The 15,021-nt window shown below is 61.2% G+C and carries 19 protein-coding genes; 7 read left to right on the top strand and 12 right to left on the bottom strand.

Annotated elements, in window-relative coordinates:
• Positions 1-23: 23 nt before the first annotated feature.
• Complete coding sequence (locus NKG99_RS07565; protein ID WP_352865887.1) at positions 24-350, bottom strand: hypothetical protein; 327 nt, start codon at positions 348-350, stop codon at positions 24-26.
• Between the two features lie 87 nt (positions 351-437).
• Entirely contained in the window at positions 438-623 is a 186-nt protein-coding gene (locus tag NKG99_RS07570; protein ID WP_352865890.1) for a hypothetical protein, read from the bottom strand.
• Positions 624-956: 333 nt separating this feature from the next.
• On the opposite strand from NKG99_RS07570, the gene NKG99_RS07575 reads away from it, so the two are divergent.
• A complete protein-coding gene (locus NKG99_RS07575) occupies positions 957-1,487 on the top strand; it encodes a hypothetical protein (RefSeq protein ID WP_352865893.1) in 531 nt (176 codons plus the stop codon).
• Between the two features lie 21 nt (positions 1,488-1,508).
• Positions 1,509-1,658 carry a hypothetical protein gene (locus NKG99_RS07580; protein ID WP_352865895.1) on the top strand — a complete coding sequence of 50 codons (150 nt, stop codon included), beginning with the start codon at positions 1,509-1,511 and terminating at the stop codon, positions 1,656-1,658.
• A 5-nt stretch (positions 1,659-1,663) separates the two neighbouring features.
• Here NKG99_RS07580 and NKG99_RS07585 read toward each other — a convergent pair whose 3' ends face one another.
• Positions 1,664-1,978, bottom strand: coding sequence for a hypothetical protein (locus NKG99_RS07585; RefSeq protein ID WP_352865897.1), 315 nt, complete (start codon positions 1,976-1,978; stop codon positions 1,664-1,666).
• A gap of 322 nt (positions 1,979-2,300) precedes the next feature.
• On the opposite strand from NKG99_RS07585, the gene NKG99_RS07590 reads away from it, so the two are divergent.
• The 5 genes from NKG99_RS07590 to NKG99_RS07610 all read left to right on the top strand — a co-directional run bounded on the left by NKG99_RS07590 (position 2,301) and on the right by NKG99_RS07610 (position 10,334).
• Positions 2,301-2,492, top strand: a complete 192-nt coding sequence (locus tag NKG99_RS07590; protein WP_352865899.1) for a hypothetical protein — start codon at positions 2,301-2,303, stop codon at positions 2,490-2,492.
• Positions 2,493-3,424: 932 nt separating this feature from the next.
• Complete coding sequence (locus NKG99_RS07595) at positions 3,425-3,832, top strand: FixH family protein (RefSeq protein WP_352865901.1); 408 nt, start codon at positions 3,425-3,427, stop codon at positions 3,830-3,832.
• Positions 3,829-5,256, top strand: coding sequence for an efflux RND transporter periplasmic adaptor subunit (locus NKG99_RS07600; RefSeq protein WP_352865903.1), 1,428 nt, complete (start codon positions 3,829-3,831; stop codon positions 5,254-5,256). Before NKG99_RS07595 ends, NKG99_RS07600 begins: the two co-directional genes overlap by 4 nt.
• Positions 5,253-8,432, top strand: a complete 3,180-nt coding sequence (locus NKG99_RS07605) for an efflux RND transporter permease subunit (protein WP_352865905.1) — start codon at positions 5,253-5,255, stop codon at positions 8,430-8,432. The genes NKG99_RS07600 and NKG99_RS07605 overlap by 4 nt, the downstream gene beginning before the upstream one ends.
• Before the next feature lie 471 nt (positions 8,433-8,903).
• Positions 8,904-10,334, top strand: coding sequence for an ATP-binding protein (locus NKG99_RS07610; protein WP_352865907.1), 1,431 nt, complete (start codon positions 8,904-8,906; stop codon positions 10,332-10,334).
• Between the two features lie 46 nt (positions 10,335-10,380).
• Here NKG99_RS07610 and NKG99_RS07615 read toward each other — a convergent pair whose 3' ends face one another.
• From NKG99_RS07615 to NKG99_RS07655, 9 genes are all read right to left on the bottom strand, one after another.
• Positions 10,381-10,575, bottom strand: coding sequence for a hypothetical protein (locus NKG99_RS07615; protein ID WP_352865910.1), 195 nt, complete (start codon positions 10,573-10,575; stop codon positions 10,381-10,383).
• 34 nt (positions 10,576-10,609) lie between these two features.
• On the bottom strand, positions 10,610-11,008 hold the full coding sequence (gene cueR, locus NKG99_RS07620; RefSeq protein ID WP_352865912.1) for a Cu(I)-responsive transcriptional regulator: 399 nt from the start codon (positions 11,006-11,008) through the stop codon (positions 10,610-10,612).
• 70 nt (positions 11,009-11,078) lie between these two features.
• A complete protein-coding gene (locus NKG99_RS07625) occupies positions 11,079-11,297 on the bottom strand; it encodes a hypothetical protein (RefSeq protein WP_352865914.1) in 219 nt (72 codons plus the stop codon).
• A gap of 355 nt (positions 11,298-11,652) precedes the next feature.
• The gene (locus tag NKG99_RS07630) at positions 11,653-12,393 is read right to left on the bottom strand and encodes a cytochrome c biogenesis CcdA family protein (RefSeq protein ID WP_352865916.1); all 741 of its coding nucleotides are present in this window, start codon (positions 12,391-12,393) and stop codon (positions 11,653-11,655) included.
• Between the two features lie 23 nt (positions 12,394-12,416).
• A complete protein-coding gene (locus tag NKG99_RS07635; RefSeq protein WP_352865918.1) occupies positions 12,417-13,193 on the bottom strand; it encodes a DsbA family protein in 777 nt (258 codons plus the stop codon).
• Positions 13,194-13,260: 67 nt separating this feature from the next.
• Positions 13,261-13,932 (bottom strand): SCO family protein, encoded by a 672-nt coding sequence (locus NKG99_RS07640; RefSeq protein ID WP_352865920.1) that lies wholly within the window; start codon positions 13,930-13,932, stop codon positions 13,261-13,263.
• A gap of 80 nt (positions 13,933-14,012) precedes the next feature.
• Positions 14,013-14,234 carry a hypothetical protein gene (locus NKG99_RS07645; RefSeq protein WP_352865922.1) on the bottom strand — a complete coding sequence of 74 codons (222 nt, stop codon included), beginning with the start codon at positions 14,232-14,234 and terminating at the stop codon, positions 14,013-14,015.
• A gap of 127 nt (positions 14,235-14,361) precedes the next feature.
• On the bottom strand, positions 14,362-14,676 hold the full coding sequence (locus tag NKG99_RS07650; protein ID WP_352865925.1) for a TlpA disulfide reductase family protein: 315 nt from the start codon (positions 14,674-14,676) through the stop codon (positions 14,362-14,364).
• The gene (locus tag NKG99_RS07655; protein ID WP_352866081.1) at positions 14,571-14,978 is read right to left on the bottom strand and encodes a TlpA family protein disulfide reductase; all 408 of its coding nucleotides are present in this window, start codon (positions 14,976-14,978) and stop codon (positions 14,571-14,573) included. The genes NKG99_RS07650 and NKG99_RS07655 overlap by 106 nt, the downstream gene beginning before the upstream one ends.
• Positions 14,979-15,021: the final 43 nt, after the last annotated feature.

A 15,021-nucleotide genomic window follows, 5' to 3' on the forward strand; every position in this document is an offset into this window, starting at 1 on the left:
CTCTAGAAGAACGAAACCGCTCATCATCTGGAAAGACTGTGTTCGACGACACGTTGCGGGTCATCAAGGAAACCCGCGACGAGCTCTTCCATAGCAATCCCATCAAGGACCGTAAGAAGGTCGTCGAGGCTTGTGAGCGCATGCTTAACGCGCTCCAGTTCCATCTCGGCGACTACGACGCCGACCTGGCGCCGCCCATCCTCATCACCATTGCGGGCAGTCCACCCGGCGCTCGGAATCTCGCAGGCGTCCATCCACAGCTCTTCAGATTCGTGCAGTCCCACGGAGATCGCGCCGTAAAGCGCGATCCGGCGGTATCGAAGTTCAATTTCAGTGTCAGTGTCAGCCATGTAGTCCTGCTCGTGTGTTACCGGAGTAGATGTCCCCGTATATGCAGCGCGTTCGGATGGCTGCGCCGCATAGGCCGGGATATCGCTTCAGGCAGCGTCGAGATCATCGAGGACGTCGCGGGCGACATAGCTGCAGACGTTGCGCTCGAGCGCGGCCATCCGTTCTCCGTCGCCGGCAGCCCAATCCGTCAGCCAGATCTCGTAGGCGTGGTAGACGGTGTCAGTTGAACCTCCCGAAACCCTGCGAGCCCCCGGGATCTCGTTCCAGGCCATCGGATGGCCCGCGAGGGATTCGATTTCCGCCTGCACGGCCGAGGCCGTCAGTCCCTGCGCGACGACCGCCCTTCCCGTTGATCAGTACAAAGCCCAGGGCCTTTCTCCTTCAAATGTCGGCTGCATTGCGCTTCCGATACATGAATGGCCGTATGTAATGACGGTAATGACAAGAGGATATCGAATTTAACTTTTGATTTTTGCAAAGTGCAAAGTAAAATTTACAAGCTTTTTCAGGAAACAGTAAACAATTTAATTTCATAAATCCATGTGTAATTTGCCAACTACTCCTTAATGATTGCCAACGCGATAACCCAAAGGAGAGTTCGTTTCATGAAAGCCATCATTCGCCTCGCACTCGAAGCAGTTGAAGCTATCTTCAAGGCAATTCTTGCGGCCGTCGCCGCGTTCTGCCGCCTGCTCGGGGTCTCCCCGCCATCGATGCCGCGGATGCCGCAGCCGACAACCACACCCGACGATGTCAGGTCCGAGTACCGGGACGAATACACGCGCGAGGTGGCGAACGACCATGCGCGCGCTTCCCACGTCGGGATGGCCGTGCATCAGTACGCGTCCGCTCTCGACCCGGCGACCCGGGGAGCAGTCGACATCTCGGGGCTCTCGGCCGAGCAGACGGATTGGCTATTGGGACTTCGTGAGCAGGACCTGCAGCGGCTAGTCATGGCAGGTCCGAAGGCCTGCGAGCTTGCCATAAACGGAAAACACTGTGGTGTCGTCGGGCTGCCGACCCCGCTGCCGGCTTCTCAGGTCGAAGGGCCGACGATCGTGAGGCACCCAGCGCGCGAGATGCTAATGACTCGAATCCGAGACGCTCATGCCGCTCGCCCGAAGCTGGTCACGTAACGCGTCCCAGGCCGCCTCGCGTTGCCGCAGTTCACGCTCGCGCATTTGGGCGAGGGCCGCATCCCGCGACTGGCCGCCGCGGATCGCGCGGTAGTCCCGGAGCGCGCGCTCGGCTTCCGGGACCTCCTGAAGCAGGTCCCTGAATTCTTCGAACAGCTCGTCGACCTCTGACTTCTTCATGCTGCCGCCCGGATGCGGTCGATGTATCCTTGGCGCTGTTCGAGCGCGCGGCGCAGCCTCGCATTCTCGGCACGCTCGATGGCGAGATCGCGAACGGCCTGCCGGGCGATCCGGCCGAGCTGGTCGGCGTTGCCGAGAGCGGCGAAAAGAGCAGCATCATAAGCCGCCTGCTCGCGCGCTTCACGGTCGGCGCGGACACGCTCCATGGCGTTCGCATGCCCGGTGTAAAGCATTGCCCCGATTCCGACGCCGAGGCTCGTTGCCTGCAAGCCGACGGCCGTGCCGACGTCCATTCCTCGATGCTGTGCCATGACGATCTCCTGTGTCGTTGGCACCCTACCTGGCAGGATCCAGGAGAGATCTAAAGAGGTCGATCGAATTGATTCCGCCTGAGTCGGGCGCGCATCCCAAAATCACGGCTGGATTTCTGGGTTCCGAAGCTCGAGGGCAACGCCGTCCGTGACACCGAGAATGAGCGTGCCCTACTGGCGGTCGGCTGGGACTTACTCATCGTATGGGAGTGCGAGACTGTGCCGACCCGGCGACAGGAGCTGGCTGACCGATTGCGGGAGTTCTTGGCGGCATAGGAATTTGTTCTTGTTTCGTGCCTATGTTCCGGCTACGACTCCCGCCATGGCGGACGACATCGAACTCCGTTTGAAATGGCGGCAGACGTGGCCCGACAAAGAGGCTGATTTTGTCGCCGAATCCTCCATCCGCCACGGCAGTGTTGGCAGGATATATCGCTTCGACCATGGACCTTCAGCGGGCCAATGGTTTTGGGCAATGAACCGCCCAAGGACGCTGGATTTCCGGGTCTCCTGAACGCGTAGCGCCGCTGCCCGGATATGCGGTGTCGCCTCGGGAAGCCGCGAAACTCGTCGAAACCGCTTGGTTCGAGGCGATCCGTGGCAGCAGCCTCGACGTCCCTGCGCCGGAAGCCAAAGCCACACGCAACGCTTACGAAGCCGCAAAAGCTCGGTTTAGTGAAGGACTACTGCCACATCCGTAGCATGCGGACTGACAAGACGCATGCGAGCCCTTCATTCCCGACGTTCGACGGTCGCCGGATGAGGATCGCGAACAAGGACGCCGGTCAAGGTTTCGAGTTCGCCATGGTCAAGGGCGAGGGTATGGTCAAGAGCCTGTATGCGGCTCTCATACAGTCAGAGGCCCTGGACCATTGGCCGCATCATCTGACGGAAACGTGAGCCCTGGTCGGCTTTGCTTGCAGTGCACCATATGCCACAGTGCCTGTGTGAAGTTCTGGACCGTATTCCCCCGCCTGCTTGCGATTCTGGCCATAGCAAGCCTTTTGACCGCGCCGCTGGTGACACCATCCGCTGCGGCGACGATGGCTGCCGACCCTATGGCGGCAATGACGCACATGGCATCCATGCCGGACGGCATGTCCAGTTGCCCGGACCAGAGTCTGCCCGACTGCCAGAAATCCTGCCCCCTCGCGGCCTTGTGTTTCGCCAAGTGCTTTCCTGGCGTGTCGACGGCTGCGCCAACCAATCTGACCTGGTTGTCCGTGGCTGATGTGATCGCGCCAGGCAGTAACGTCGGACGGGATATTCCGACTCCTCCGCCGCCTCCCAGACCTCCCCGAGACTGAGTTCATCGACGGCCCGTTTCCGGGCCGCTAGTCGCCGCATGGCTGACCGCCTTGTGGCGATGTGGCTTTGGCATGAGCCTAGTCACTTAGCCTGCCGTGCATTCCGCGCGGCGTGACGATGAACTTGGGAAATCAGACAATGAAGTTTTACAATGCGAAGCACGCCGCAGCCGCGGCGATGATCGGTCTTGCTCTCGGCGGGGGCATTTCGAAGGCCTGGGCCGGGATCGACGACTACGAGTTTCAGCTCGTTCAAAACGCGATCCAGAAGAGCGATGCCGCGATCGTCGCGGTCCGCCTCATCGACAAGCGCTCTGGCAATGTGGTGCCCGACGCGGTGATCTTTGCCCAGCGCGTCGACATGGCGCCAGACGGTATGGAGATGATGACGGCGCCAATCGAACCGTTGCCCTCGACGGAGCCCGGCATCTATCGTTTCAAGGCCAATCTGATGGCGCCAGGGGGTTGGCGCCTGTCGCTCGGCGCCAAGGTGCAGGGCGAAACCGGCTCTCTCGAAAACAAGCTCGAATTCAAGGCCACGCCATGAAACGCGCAGGCCGTACTGGCCTCACCCTCGCCGCCGTTTTGGCGGCGGGGGCTGGAGGCTATTGGGCGGGGCACCGCAATCTCGCGCTGGCCACTCCCTGGCTGCAAGCTGTCGCCTGGCTCGAAGGCAGTGCAGCGGCCCCGGCGAGCGCCAGCCCTGCGCCCACCGGACCCGTGATCTATTACCGAGACCCGGACGGCCCCCCGGCCTATTCGGCAACTCCGAAGAAGACCGCCGATGGGCGGGATTTCCTGCCGGTTCGGGCGGGGGAGGACCTGAGCTTCGAGGGCAAGCCGCCGGCCACCGTTGCGACAGCTGCCGCTGCCCCCGTGAACGGCGAACCCAAGAAGATCATGTACTACCGCAATCCGATGGGCCTTCCGGACACCTCGCCGGCGCCGAAGAAGGATACGATGGGGATGGATTACATCCCCGTCTTCGCGGGCGAGGATGAAGACGGTTCGAGCGTCAAGGTCGCGGCAGGCAAACTGCAGCGGACCGGCGTGCGATCGGAGGCTATTTCCGATCAGGTCATCGTCCGGCAAGTGCGCGTGCCGGGAACGGTGCAACTCGACGAGCGTCGCGTCTCAGTCGTGTCGGTTCCGACCGATTCATTCATCGCCAAAGTGGAGAACGTCACCACCGGAGACAGGGTGCGCAAAGGCCAGCCTCTGCTGCAGCTCTATTCGCCGGAGCTCGCTGCGGCGGCTGCCCAGCTTGTGATCAACCCCGGCTCCGAGGGTTTCCGCCGCCGTCTTCAGAACGTCAACGTGCCCGCGGAGGTGATCGCCGAGATCCAGCGGACCCGCCAGGTTCCGCTGGCGTTTAGTTGGTCGTCGCCGCGCGACGGCGTGGTGCTGGAACGCAATGCGACAGAAGGCATGAAGATGTCCGCCGGCGACGTCCTCTTCCGCGTCGCCGATCTGTCGACCGTATGGGTGCTCGCCGACGTGCCGGAATATGATCTGGCGAATGTGAGTGTCGGCCAGTCCGCGACGATTAGCGTCCGCAGCTTACCAGGGCAGACTTTCCAGGGTCGCGTGGCGCAAATCTATTCGCAAGTGGACAGCCAGACGCGTAGCACGAAAGTGCGCATCGAACTCCCGAATCCGGACGGGAGCCTGCGGCCCGACATGTACACCGACGTGGAGATCGCCGCGAGCGGCAGCCGTCCGGTCGTCGCGGTTCCAGACAGCGCCGTGATCGACACCGGCACCCGCCAAGTGGTGATCCTCGACAGGGGCGAAGGCCGTTTCGAGCCGCGTGAGGTCAAGATCGGCGCCCAGGGCGGCGGCTTCACCGAGATCCGGAAGGGAATCGCTTCCGGAGATCGCGTTGTGGTCGCGGCTAATTTCCTCATCGATGCCGAGAGCAACCTAAAGGCCGCGCTGACCGGCATGGCAACAACGGAGGGCACGCCATGATCGCCCGACTCATCGCGTGGTCCGCACGCAATCTCGTTCTCATCCTGGTCGGCACCGTCTTCGCCGTCGCGGCGGGCGTTTATGCCGTCAGGACCCTACCGCTCGACGCATTGCCCGATCTCTCCGATGTCCAGGTCCTCGTCTATACCGAATATCCGGGCCAGGCGCCGCAGGTGATTGAGGACCAGGTCACCTATCCCTTGACGACGGCGATGCTGACCGTTCCGAAATCGAAGGTGGTGCGCGGCTTCTCCTTCTTCGGCGTCTCCTTCGTCTATGTGATCTTCGAGGACGGCACCGATCCGTATTGGGCGAGGAGCCGCGTGCTAGAATATCTCAACACCGCCGCAAAGCGCATGCCGGCCGGCGTCACGCCGGGGCTCGGGCCGGATGCGACCGGCGTCGGCTGGGTCTACCAATATGCCGTCGTCGCCAAGGATTTGACGCTCGCCGAGCTGCGCTCGCTGCAGGACTGGAATATCCGCTTCGCCGCCTCGAAGGCGGAGGGCGTGGCCGAAGTCGCAAGCGTCGGCGGCTTCGTCAAGCAATACAACATTGTCGTCGACCCGCTGCGGCTGCGCGCCCAGAGCATTTCGCTGGCGGCGGTGCGCGATGCCGTGCGCAACAGCAATCAGGATATCGGTGGACGGACGGTCGAACTCTCCGAATTCGAATATGTCGTGCGTGGTCGAGGCTACATCAAATCGCTGGCCGATATCGAAAACATCGTCCTGAAGACCGCTCAAGGCGTGCCGCTGCGCATCAAGGACGTGGCCCGCGTCGAGATCGGGCCGGACGAGCGGCGCGGCGTCACGGAGCTTAACGGCGACGGCGAGGTGGCGAGCGGCATCGTGCTGCAGCGCTTCGGCGCCAATGCCTTGGACGTGATCGACAACGTTAAGCAGCGCTTGGCCGATATCGCCGGCAGCTTGCCGAAGGGCACCGAGATCGTGCCGGTCTATGACCGCTCGCATCTGATCGAAGCGGCGATCGAGACGCTGAAGCACACGCTGACCGAGGAAAGCATCATCGTGGCTCTCGTCTGCGTGATTTTTCTGCTGCATCTGAGAAGCGCGCTCGTCGCCATCCTGATGCTGCCAGTCGGCATCCTCATTGCCTTCATCGGGATGAAGCTGATCGGGCTCGGCGCCAATATCATGAGTCTTGGCGGCATCGCCATCGCAGTTGGCGCCATGATCGACGCCGCCATCGTCATGATCGAGAATGCCCATAAGCATCTTGAGCGCGCGCCGCCAGATAAGCCGCGCGTGCAGATCCTAATCGACGCGGCAAGCGAGGTCGGCCCGGCGCTGTTCTTCAGCCTCTTGATCATCACCGTCTCGTTCCTGCCGATCTTTACGCTGGAATCGCAGGAAGGACGGCTGTTCGGTCCGCTGGCCTTCACCAAGACCTTCTCCATGGCGGCCGCGGCGATCCTGTCGATCACGCTGGTGCCGGCCTTAATGGTGGTCTTCGTGCGCGGCCGGATCATCCCGGAGCACAAGAACCCGATCAACCGCTTCCTGATCTGGATTTACCGTCCCGTCATTCGCGGTGTCCTGAAGGCCAAGACCTTTACCATCGTCCTCGCGCTTGCCGCGCTTGCGGTCAGCATCTGGCCGGCGCGCCAACTCGGTTCCGAGTTCATGCCGAACATCAATGAAGGCACGCTGCTCTATATGCCAACGACACTGCCGGGCATCTCCGTGACCAGGGCGACGGAGCTTTTGCAGATGCAGGACCGGATCATCAAATCCTTCCCGGAAGTCGACTCGGTCTACGGCAAGGCCGGACGCGCGGCGACGGCGACCGATCCGGCACCCTCGGAAATGTTCGAGACGATCATCAACCTCAAACCCAAAGAGCAATGGCGGCCGGGCGTCACCATCGACGGCCTCAAGGCCGAGATGGACAAGGCGCTGCAATTCCCCGGCGTCTCCAATGCATGGACCATGCCGATCCGTGGCCGCATCGACATGCTCGCGACCGGCATCCGCACTCCGGTTGGCGTCAAAGTCTATGGAAACGACCTGACCGAGATGGAAAAGATCGCTCGCCAGGTGGAAGCCGTGCTCAAGACTGTGCCCGGTACGTCGAGCGCGTATGCCGAGCGCGTCATCGGCGGCTATTACCTCGATATCGTCCCCGATCGCGAGGCGCTCGGCCGCTATGGCCTCACCATCGGCGATGTGCAGGACGTTATTGCAACAGCGCTCGGCGGCGAGACTATCACGACGACAGTCGAGGGCCGCGAGCGCTATGGCGTCAACATCCGCTATCCGCGCGACCTGCGTTCGAACCCGCAGGCGATCGCGACCGACGTGCAGGTGCCGCTGCCTGGCGGCGGCACCGTTCCGCTCGGCGCGGTCGCGAATGTCGAACTCACGCGCGGGGCGACCACGATCCGCACCGAGAACGGCCAACTTGCGACCTATATCTATGTCGACATCGATGGCCGCGACCTCGGCGGCTATGTCGCGGACGCCCAGAAAGCAGTCACAGCCTCGGTGAAGCTGCCGCCGGGCTATTCGGTCGGCTGGAGCGGTCAGTATGAATCCCTGGAGCGGGCCGAGGCGCGGATGAAGATCGTCGTGCCCGTCACGCTGCTCATTATCTTTCTGCTGCTCTATCTCAACTTCCGGGCGCTCACCGAGACGCTGATCGTCATGCTGTCGCTGCCGTTCGCGCTGGTCGGCGGCGTCTGGCTGATGTGGTGGCTCGGCTTCAACATGTCGATTGCGGTCGCCGTCGGCTTCATCGCGCTCGCGGGCGTGGCGGCCGAGACTGGCGTCGTCATGCTGATCTACTTGGAGCAGGCTATGGCCGAAGTGAAGGCAGAGCGGGACGCACACAAGCAGCCGTTCATCCGGGCAGATCTCTATGATGCGATCATGCTTGGCGCTGTGGAGCGCGTCCGGCCGAAGATGATGACTGTCGTTGCCATCATGGCAGGACTGATCCCGATCCTCTGGAGCACAGGCGCCGGCTCGGAAGTGATGCAGCGCATCGCCGTGCCGATGATCGGCGGCATGATCTCGTCCACCCTCCTGACCCTGGTGGTGATCCCGGCCATATATGGATTGGTCAAAGGATGGAGATTGCCGAAGGGCGTTGCCTCGACTGGCGACGAGGTTGCGCTCGCGGAACCAGCAATGTTCGACCTCGCTGCCGAATGATGGGGCCGTGGTGACAGACACCTCGGGCTGATGTCGACCTGACGTTCCGCCGGCTGCCTCAAAAGTGAAGGCGTCGGCGGCTTGTGGTCGGCGGTTCCGAGCACGACCTGAGTACCCAGTCTGAACACCTTTGCTGCAATTCCGCCAGCAACCCATTTCCAATTCCGCCAGGTCACATTTGTAATTCCGCCGCCATTGCGCAGCTAGGAACGGCCGACGGGAAAGACGACGTTTGAATGACTGAGCCGATCTATCCCCGCCCTCTGAAAGCCGAGCTTATGCGCGGCCGAGGCCACCGCGCGCTCCGATAGTAGCAAAGTGCGCTTCGCTTCACGCTCTGAAACTCCCTGAGGGGCGGCGGTCGACTGGCCTCGCATGCCGGGGAATCATGGCATTCTTCTCCTTAAAATTAGCATAATCGTGATTATACTAAACGTAATTATGCTAATCGTGATTATGCTAAGGGGCGGAATGATGAGGTTTGTCGGCAGGGAACGCGAACTTGAACTTATCCGCAAGGAACTTGCCCTTCCTCGGCCATCGTTGATTGTGGCCTATGGCAGGCGGCGGATCGGGAAGTCACGGCTGCTGCGGGAAGCAGTAGACGGGACAAACGAAATCTACTTCCAAGCGACGCGTGTCTCGTCGACCTTGAACCTCGAAGCTTTCAAAGCCGAAACGGCACGTGTCCTTGGAAGCGATCCGCTGCTCCAAGCCATCGAGACTTGGGAGGGGGTGCTCCACTATGTGGCGGGCGTCGCCGGCAGCGGCCGCAGAGGGCTTGCCGTGATTATCGACGAGTTTCCATATATCGTTGACCAAGAGCAGGCACTGCCTTCGATCCTCCAGAAATTCTGGGATGGCGGCGCCGCCCGGAAAGGGAACCTCAAGCTTGTCATCTGCGGTTCGGCGATCACGCAGATGGAGGAACTGCTCGCAGAACGAAACCCACTTTATGGCCGCAAGACGATGACGCTTGAGGTGAAACAGCTTCCGTTGCGGGACGCCGCCTTGTTTTTTCCAGACTACGATTCGCGCCAGGCCATCGAGGCCTATGGCATTTTCGGGGGAATCCCCCACTACCTGCAGCTCTGCGACCCGGAGAAGAGCCTCAGGCAAAATGTGGTGGACCTGCTCTTGACGGAAACAGGCGCACTGGTGGACGAGCCTATGACGCTGCTCCAAAACGAGCTGCGGGACCCCGGCATGTATTCAAGCATCGTGGCCGCGATCGCGGACGGCTGTACGACATCAAGCGAGATTGCGGGAAGGCTTCGGGTGGATGCAGGGAGCCTGCCTCCGTACATTCAGAAACTTTCGAAGCTAGACCTCGTGAACGTGAACAAGTCTTTGGACGCAAGTGAGAAGGCGAGGAACCGCCGCTACACGCTAAATGACCCCATGATGGCCTTCTGGCACCATTTCGTCCGCCCGAACCTGTCTGCGATCAACAGCGGCTTTGGCGAGCAGGTATTCCAAGACGTGATCGAGTCCAGACTGCCTGAATTCATGGGCGGAGCGTTCGAGCGCATGTGCGTGGATCATGCCCGGGCGAACGCTCAGGAATCTCTCGGTTCTCCGGCGATCGAGGTCGGAAGCGTCTGGGGCCATGCGGACTTTGACATTGACGTTGCGGGTCGGACCCTGAACGGTTCCTTCTTTTACGGCGAATGCAAGTGGCGCTCGGTGGCGATGGATCTTGTGATGCTCGAAACCCTGCGAAATCGTTCGGAACAGACGACCTATGGCGCAGGGAAGAAAGGCAAGCGCTATCTGTTATTCAGCCGGAACGGCTTCCGTGCAGAAGTCGAAGAACTGGCAAAGACCGACGGATCGATACACCTTTTGCGACTGGATGACCTGGCCAGGCATCCGTTCCGAACACCTGCGCCCCGTCCATAAGGTCAATTCATGGACCGTTTCGCGGCCACCATGCAGCGCATCGCCATCAGTTTCCTGAGCTTCGCAGGTATTTGACGAGCGCCGCAATCGCGAGCAAAAGGGCAATGAACGCTAGAATCCAGATGACGGCCATGCCGCCCATCATCCACGCACTTGAACCACCCACCATAGCGGTTGCCTCTACAGTCGGCGAAAGCATCGGCGATTCTGAGTGAAATAGTTCGCCGTGGATTTCCGTCAAGACGACAGGGAAGCTCGACTGGGTGCCTGTCGCCCTATTGCACCGTACCCGGTCCGGCCAGTTCGTCGATGATCGGGCAATCCGGCCTCTCGTCGCCCTGGCAGTGCTCGACAAGGTGATGAAGCAGGCCACGCAGTCCGACCAGTTCAGCGATCTTCCGATCGATCTCCACCAGCTTGGCTTCCGCCAGCGCTTTCACGTCCGCGCTCTCGCGGTCCTTGTCACGATAGCGCGACAGCAGCTGACGGCACTCTTCCACAGAAAATCCCAGGCTGCGCGACCGCTGCAGAAATCGCAGGCGATGAACGTCGGCTGTTGAATAATCACGATAGCCGTTGTCTGTTCGGGCGGGGCTTAAGAGGCCGATATCCTCGTAGTAACGTATGGTCTTGGGCGGCAGGCCTGATTTCTCGGACGCGATCCCGATATTCATGACTGGAAATCTCCTTGGTCGAGGAGGGTAGACCTTCCTGCTGCTGGAAGGTCAACACGCGTTGGCAATCTTAATCGGCCCCGCCGCAGCCGTCCGACAGGTTCCATACGTCCACGATCTTCTCGCCCGTGAAGCCGTGTTCGTGGATCAGGTACTTCGCCAGTCCGCCGTAAGTCCTCCAGCGCCAGCATTGGCAGCAGCATGGTCCTTTCTCGTTGGAGTTGGCCATCGCGTGGTCGTAGGCCTTCTGCTCGTCTGCGGTGAGCTGCCTGTCGTAGTAAGGCATCATCTTCTGCGCGATGCCCGCCGGAATGTCTCGTAGGGATCGGCTGGGATCATCGCGATGTCGCGGTATTTGACCAGGCCATTGACCTGCTCGACATAACGTCCATCGGGCTGCAGCACGAGCTCTTGATCCGCGACGTGCTCGGCATGGTGGCGATCGATTCCGTGAACTTGCCCGAGCAGGTGCTGTTGCCATCTTCGCTGAGGTCTTTGAAGCGGCTTACCAAGGCGGGGTCCTCAGCGGCGAATGAATCCTTGATGAAGCCCACAGCCGTAGCGGCGCCAAAAATGCCGCCCAGAACGACCGTTCGTCTGTTTGGGTACATTGTCCGGATCATGGCAAATCCCTTTCCCGGCCTTCAGCCGATGCGCGTGAATATTGGGGACTGTTCGAGCAGCCAGAACGAGCACGTCGACATCTGCCCGGTGATCATGGCGAGCCCCATGACGACCATGACCGCGCCGGCGGCGGGCTGCAGCACCTGGCCAGTCTGGCGCATCGCCTTCAGCCGCCGCGCCAGACGGTCGGTGAACAGCGCAGCAAGCAGGAAGGGAACGCCAAGGCCAAGCGAATAGATCGCAAGCAAGGCGACTCCGTCGGCAACGGTGGCGGATGCCGCGCCGACGGTGAGTATCGAACCGAGGATCGGACCGATGCAGGGTGTCCAGCCGAAGGCGAAGGCTAGGCCGAGAGCGTAGGCGGAAATCGCCCTTCCGCCCGGAGCGGCCGCATGAAACCGCGCCTCGCGCATCATCCAGTTCGGTCGGATTAGCCCGATGAGAAAGACGCCGAAAAGGATGACGACGAAGCCGCCGACAAGGTTGAGTTTGACGCGGTAGCTGAGCAGCAGCCGTCCCAAAGCGATGGCGCTCGCCCCCAGCACGATGAAGACCGTCGAAAACCCGAGCACGAAGCACAAGCTCAGGCCGACGGTCGACAAGCGTGCTGCGGTTGTTCGATCGGGTGCACCGTTCATTGGCGTTCTGCCTGCGACATAGGAAACGTAGCCCGGCACCAGCGGCAGCATGCACGGCGAAAGAAACGAGACAATGCCAGCCGCAAAGGCGGCAAGAATGCTGATGTTGGAAATCGCGGGCATCGCTCAGCGCCTCGACTGTCGGCTCATTTGGCAGCCCTTGCCTGCCGGATCAGTTTTTTCATAGTTGCAAGATCGGTCGCACCCGGAAAAATCTGATCGCCGACAACGAAGCCAGGCGTTCCCGTGATCCTAAGCGCCTGGGCCAGCTCCGTGTTGCGGTCGATCAATGTCTGAATATCGGACTGCTGCATGTCGGTCTTCATGCGGACGACGTCGAGCCCGGCCTCGGCGGCGATCTTGAGCACGACCGCCTCTGTCACCCTTGTCCTGGACCCATAGAGCGCCCTGTGGAATTCCAGATATTTGCCGTGCCGTTCGGCCGCCAGCGCTGCCTTGGCCGCGAACAGGGAATCCGGGCCGAGGCTAGGGAATTCCTTGTAGACGATTTTGAGCTGCGGATCGTCGGCCACGGCCTGGTCCATGATGGGCGCCATCACACGGCAATAGGGGCAATTGTAGTCGAAGAACTCGACTAGGGTCACGTTGCCCTGCGTATTGCCGCCGACGGGGCTTTGCTTGTCGCGGAAGATATCGTCGGCGCGCGATACCAACACCGCCTTGGCTTGCGCTGCCTCCGCCTCGCGCTGGCGCTGGTCCAGACTTTGCAGCGCTTGCACGAGAACCTCCGGATGCGCGAGGATATAGTCGTGTATCCGCTGGTCGAACTGGTCCTGGGATATTTCGCCGGCCGCGATTGCCTGGCTGTGGAATCCGGGACCGAGCACCAGCCAGACCGTAGCGCTGGCCAGCATGAGGAAACGGGCCGTTTTGCCAAACAACTGCCTTGAACTATGGATCACGGGATTTTCCTTCCTTTGTTTCTTTCGCCGGACAGCCGGCACGTCCGAATGATGATGGTGGCGGTCATCAGAAGAGGTTCTTCAATTTTGCCAGCCAGCCCTCTTCCTGCTCATGGTGTGGGCGCTCGACGTTGTTGGTGAGCGCATTGACGAAGGTGACGAGATTGATCGGTGCGAAATCCAGGCCATGGAAATTCGCGCGCCAACGGCCCTCCTTGTCGATCACATGTGTGACGATGCCATGCGCCTGAATGCCGTCGTCTGTTTTGGTGAACTTGTGGCCGAAGGATTCCGCGAGCGTGCGGGTGACGTCCTCCGGCTGGTCCTGGGTGGTGGTCAGGAACAACCAATTGACGGGGTAGAGTCCATGCATTGGCCCGCACTTTCGCATCACGTCCGGTGTGTCTCTCGTCGGATCGGTGGTTATGCTGACAAAGGTGACCTGGTCCTTCATCGGCGTTCCGTTCACCATCTTCTGGATCTCGGCGATCTTTTCGGCATGCAGGGGACAAACGTCCGTGCACGACGTGTAGATGAAGTGGAGGACGACGACCTTGCCGCGTAGATCGGCCAGTCGCACGATGCGGCCGTCGGCGGTGCGCAGCGTGAAGTCGGGCGCTGGCTTGTCGATCGTCTGGAAATACTTCTCGTCGCCCTGAAGCAGGGCGTCGAGTTCTTCGAGCGAGTGGGCTTGCGCGCCATGTGCAAAGCCCATGATGAGCGCGGCTACGGCAACCATGTGCCGCAGCCGACGGATCCATTCGCCCAAAGCGACCGAAGCGCACCGAGCCTCTGGCCTGTGTCGGATCAGGACAAGCATCAAGCGTCGCCTTTCGGATTGGCAGGCACTGTTGGCAGTCCATCGGTGTCTTCGCCTGATTTCAGGGACGCGTCGTCGGCCGGACAGGCGCGGCCCGTCATCTTGTGCATGCACAGGCCAAGGGCGCACACTGCAACGCAGGGCAGCGCGGTGATGAGCAGTGGCGCGACGCCGACGGCGACCAGCCAGCTCCAGTTGAATGCAAGGCCTACGACGATCACGGTCGCGGCCGCTACGACGATGCCGAGGCGGCCTGTGAGGCGTGGCGGATCGTCGAGAGGACATCGCGTCGGCGCGAAGTCTCGGTGGCACGGGTCAGTTCCGTAGTGGTCACAGTGAATTCCTTTCTCAGTTGGCACCGAAATAGCTGCGGATGAACGCGACCATTTCGGGCGAATCCCATTCAGCCGGGCCGATCAACCGACCGATTTCGTTGCCCGTGCGGTCGATAAGCAATGTCATGGGAAGGCCGAGGGCGCCGAGCGTGAACATCGCCTTGCCGGACGTGTCGATGTTGAGGGCGAGATGCTCGATGCCGATATCGGCGAAGAACTTTTTCACCTTGTCCGGGCCGCCGCGATCCATCGACAGCGCGACGACCTCGAAGTCCGGCCCGCCGAGTTTGGCCTGCAGCCTGTCGAGTGTCGCATTTCCTTCCGGCACGGAGCGCACCATGTCGCCCAGATGTTGAGCAGCACGACCTTGCCACGGAAATCGGCAAGCGTTTGGGGTTGCCCGTCGCCGTCCTGGAACTGGATTTCCGGGAGCGGCTGCGGGGTCTCTTGAACGGCAAAATTCTGCGGTGGCTCGGCGGCGGTCGCGGGCCGGGCGGTTGCACCAGGCTTCGTGTGCTTTTCGACGTGTGGGGGAGGGTCATGTCGCGCCTCCGGGGTGGCACTCCCGCCAACTTTGTTGACCGTCGCAGCTATGCCTGAATCGACCCCTCGACGGTATGGAGACGGTATAAAGGATAGGGGTCACCTATAACGAAGGCAATTTAAGTGCCGA

The sequence above is a fragment of the Mesorhizobium sp. M1409 genome, assembly GCF_040317535.1.
Taxonomy (GTDB): domain Bacteria; phylum Pseudomonadota; class Alphaproteobacteria; order Rhizobiales; family Rhizobiaceae; genus Mesorhizobium.

Coding starts and splice junctions, on each gene's coding strand:
- NKG99_RS07565 (WP_352865887.1), bottom strand. CDS start 350: ATGGCTGACACTGACACTGAAATTGAACTTCGATACCGCCGGATCGCG.
- NKG99_RS07570 (WP_352865890.1), bottom strand. CDS start 623: ATGGCCTGGAACGAGATCCCGGGGGCTCGCAGGGTTTCGGGAGGTTCA.
- NKG99_RS07575 (WP_352865893.1), top strand. CDS start 957: ATGAAAGCCATCATTCGCCTCGCACTCGAAGCAGTTGAAGCTATCTTC.
- NKG99_RS07585 (WP_352865897.1), bottom strand. CDS start 1,978: ATGGCACAGCATCGAGGAATGGACGTCGGCACGGCCGTCGGCTTGCAG.
- NKG99_RS07590 (WP_352865899.1), top strand. CDS start 2,301: ATGGCGGACGACATCGAACTCCGTTTGAAATGGCGGCAGACGTGGCCC.
- NKG99_RS07595 (WP_352865901.1), top strand. CDS start 3,425: ATGAAGTTTTACAATGCGAAGCACGCCGCAGCCGCGGCGATGATCGGT.
- NKG99_RS07600 (WP_352865903.1), top strand. CDS start 3,829: ATGAAACGCGCAGGCCGTACTGGCCTCACCCTCGCCGCCGTTTTGGCG.
- NKG99_RS07605 (WP_352865905.1), top strand. CDS start 5,253: ATGATCGCCCGACTCATCGCGTGGTCCGCACGCAATCTCGTTCTCATC.
- NKG99_RS07610 (WP_352865907.1), top strand. CDS start 8,904: ATGATGAGGTTTGTCGGCAGGGAACGCGAACTTGAACTTATCCGCAAG.
- cueR (WP_352865912.1), bottom strand. CDS start 11,008: ATGAATATCGGGATCGCGTCCGAGAAATCAGGCCTGCCGCCCAAGACC.
- NKG99_RS07625 (WP_352865914.1), bottom strand. CDS start 11,297: ATGATGCCTTACTACGACAGGCAGCTCACCGCAGACGAGCAGAAGGCC.
- NKG99_RS07630 (WP_352865916.1), bottom strand. CDS start 12,393: ATGCCCGCGATTTCCAACATCAGCATTCTTGCCGCCTTTGCGGCTGGC.
- NKG99_RS07640 (WP_352865920.1), bottom strand. CDS start 13,932: ATGGTTGCCGTAGCCGCGCTCATCATGGGCTTTGCACATGGCGCGCAA.